This is a genomic window from Mangrovicoccus sp. HB161399 (assembly GCF_013184745.1).
In the GTDB taxonomy this organism is placed as follows: domain Bacteria; phylum Pseudomonadota; class Alphaproteobacteria; order Rhodobacterales; family Rhodobacteraceae; genus Mangrovicoccus.
The window spans coordinates 14,607-18,210 of sequence record NZ_JAATVU010000095.1 but is presented as its reverse complement, the minus strand read 5'-3'; the positions used below and the strand labels follow the sequence as shown (position 1 = coordinate 18,210).

The following is a 3,604-nucleotide window of genomic DNA, read 5'->3' as shown; positions in this document are numbered from 1 at the left end:
CTTCTCGGCGGTCTCGGGCTCGTCCGTCGCCACGGCGGTGACGCTCGGCAAGGTCGCCCTGCCGGAGATGAAGCGCCTCGGCTATGCCGACAGTCTCGCCACCGGGTCGGTCGCGGCGGGCGGCACGCTCGGCTTCCTGATCCCGCCCTCGACCGGCTTCGTGCTCTACGCGATCCTGACCGAGGAATCGATCGGGCGGCTCTTCATGGCGGGCATCCTGCCGGGGCTGCTGCTGGCGGCGCTCTTCATGGCCGTGATCTGGCTGGTGGCGACGCTGAACCCCGAGGCCGGGCCGCAGGGGCCGGTCTTCACCTGGGCCGAGCGCATCCGCGTGTCCTCCGAGGCCTGGCCGCTCTTCGGGGTCATCCTGGTGTCGATCGGCGGCATCTATCTGGGCGTCTTCACCCCGGTGGAGGCCTCCGGCATCGGCGCCGGGCTGGTGATCCTGATGGCGCTGGTGCAGCGCCGGCTGGGCTGGGCGGGGTTCAAGGCGGCCGTGCTCGACACGCTGAAGACCTCCGCCATGCTCTACATGGTGGTGATCGGCGCCAACGTGCTGAACCCGTTCCTGGCCATCACGCATATCCCGGCGACGCTCGGGGAAGAGCTGCAGACGCTGGGCCTCGGGCCCTACGGCACGCTGGTCGTGATCCTGCTGGCCTATGTGGTGCTGGGGATGTTCATGGACGGCCTGTCGATGCTGGTGATCACCATTCCGATCGTCTTCCCGGTCATCACCGGCTTCGGCTTCGACCCGGTCTGGTTCGGCGTGGTGGCGGTGATCGTGATCGAGATGGGGATGATCACCCCTCCGGTGGGCATGAACGTCTTCGTCGTGCGCGGCGTGGCGGGGCCGGACGTGGCCCTGACGACGGTGTTCCGAGGCGTGACGCCCTTCCTGCTGGCGATGATCCTCGGGCTCCTGCTGATCATCGCCTTCCCCGCCATCGCGACCTTCATTCCGGATACGATGTTCGGCTGATACGCGCCCCGGCGGACGCAGAAATCCGGCGAAACTCCAGCCCCGCCGAAAGGCGGGGCTCTTTCGCACCGCAATGTGGATGGGCCTCAGTTTAGCCCGACCCTGAACGCAAACATGCGGCGGCCGGAGCGGTGACCGCGGAGAGAACCCAAGAGCCTGGCACGCAGGATGGAGACACAGGCCGTAGCGCGCCTGTCAGGGTCCGGCGCCACCTGAATATATGATGACCGGTAATGCAATCTTACCGGACATATGACGGGCAGAAAGGGGCGGCGGAAACCTGAAAATTTTAGCACAAAAGCGCTGCCATGAGTCCGGCGGTTGCCAGAGGAGTTCAGCCTCAGCACACCTTGGCACGGCGATGCCGCCGGGGCGGCAAACTTCAATGCCCAGGGGCGCACTCCCTTTGTTTCCGGCCGACATATCCCCCCGATAGATATTCTTGAATTTGTATGCTACCAAAGGTTGTATTTCGGGCAGTGCGATGGGTGCACTGCGAAGCTATCCGGGTGAAGCGTGGGTGCTGGCGCGCGATCGTGTCTGGCGTGAAGGCGGATCGCGCAATCCTGTAGTTTAAGACTTTGGAAAAGTCGTCCGCCGGGGCGGAGTGCCCTGTCACCGGCGGACTTCAGGGTCGATCCCAGCTCCCTGCCTTCGCGCAACCGAGGGGAGGAACGGACATGGCTGACGAAAGTGTACTGGTGGTCACGACGCCGATCAGGATCGACGAAACGGCGGGAGTGGATACGGACGGAGGCAAGAACGAGATTCCCGTCGCCGATCTGTCCGCGGAGATGAGCGCTGCCATCTACGGCTATCTCGACACGACGTATCTCGCAACGCTCGGCGATCCGGACAACGTGGCGCTGCTGAGCGATGCGGTCAGCACGCCGGACGGGTTCGACAACCTGTCCTGGACCGATGCCGGAGGCGAACTGCTCTCGGCCGAGCCCACCACGCTGCTGGCTCTCGACCCAACCACCAACAGCTACGAGCCGGTCACGCTGACAACGGATCCGTCGAACGACAATGTCCTGATCGGGATGACCGCCTCGGGCAATATCGCCTTCATCGCGGTCATCGACTCGACCTCGGGGACGTCCTCCGACATTTTCCTCATGAACTTTCTGGCCATGGAGCAGACGGCCGGGTCCGATCCGGACGAATTCGTGTCGGCGACCGCCTATGTCACGATCGCGGCGAGCGAATCCTTTACCGACTTCTCCGCCGCGCCTCCGGGGGCCAATGACTGGCTCGCCTTCGAGGGCGACGAAATCGGCGGCGCGCAGATCCTCGTGACCAGCTCGCCCTACGAGATCGACGGCGATGCCGACGGCACGACGGAGGCCAATAACGGCAAGGTCAACACTTCGACCATCGGCATCGGCAAGGACCAGCAGTCGGTAAAGGTGGGCGACACGGTCAGGGTCGACATCGTCGACGGCGCGCCCACGGGCGATGACCTGAAGTTCAATTACGACACCAATGATGCGGACGCGATCACCTTCGGGAACTTCCTGACCGGGATCAACGAGATCGAGTTCGGCCTCGTCCAGACTGGCGGCAACGCCGCCAACACCGTCGATGTCGACGTACAGGCCTTCTTCGTCGACAGCTCGGCCCAGGGCGGGACCAGCGACGCGGAGTTCTTCGCGAACTCGGTGGACGGCATTAACGAGACGCCGGTCGCGCTCGAGCGGGTCGAGGTGCAGAACGGTGCCGGGACGGTCGTGGCCTTCTGGACCTCGGGAACCGGCACCGTCAATACCGGCGATCCCGCAGTCCAGATCGGCGTCAGCGGATCCACGGCCAGCGTGGTGAACCTGATCGAGACCTACTCGGTCCGGGTCTTCGGCGCGGGCGACATCAACCGGATCGAGATCACCAATGACACCGTTCCGGCCGGCGGCAACAAGACCTTCGACATCGGCGCGATAGAGCTGGGCAGTTCGGCGGTCGATACCGATCCGCTGCAGATGGATTTCCATGACAGCGCGCCGGGCGTGGCCGTGATCGGCGCCATGCCGACGCTGGAAACCGACGACACGGACACGCCCGGAGACACCAGCACCGCCAGCATCGCCGGCATCTTCCAGGTGACCGAAAGCGCCGACGGTCCGCTTGACGACAATGATGACGGCATTGCGGATGCAGGAGCCCTGGTCCTTGCGATGGCGATCACCGGCGGCGACGGCACCGACAGCGGCCTGAACGACTCGCTGAGCGGCGACGACATCCTGCTGCGCGCCAATGCGGCCGGAACGCTGATCGAAGGCTATCTTGCGGGGGATCCGGGCGCCGGGCTCGGCGGCGGCACCATCGCCTTCACCATCAGCCTCGACTTGGGAACGATGCAGATCACCCAGCAGCAGGACCGTTCGGTCGAGCATGACGACGGGACGGATCCGGACGAGTCCGCCTCGCCGGCGCTCCTGGCCGCTGCCGGGCTGATCACCCTGACCGCGACGGCGACCGACAAGGACGGCGAATCCGCCGGTGCGTCGCTCGATATTGGCCATGCCTTCGCTTTCAGGGATGACGGGCCGAGCGTCTCTGCCGACGGCGAGATCCCGACGCTGGTGACCGACGACACCAACACGCCGGATGATACCGCCAGCACCA

Annotated in this window: 2 protein-coding genes; both read left to right on the top strand. The window is 65.1% G+C overall.

Annotated features, from left to right (window positions below):
- A partial coding sequence (locus HCC78_RS28390) for a TRAP transporter large permease (RefSeq protein ID WP_172332125.1) occupies window positions 1–982 on the top strand: 982 nt, incomplete at its 5' end.
- Between the two features lie 680 nt (window positions 983–1,662).
- Window positions 1,663–3,604 (top strand): DUF5801 repeats-in-toxin domain-containing protein (locus tag HCC78_RS28385; RefSeq protein WP_172332124.1); only part of this gene is annotated, 1,942 nt, incomplete at its 3' end.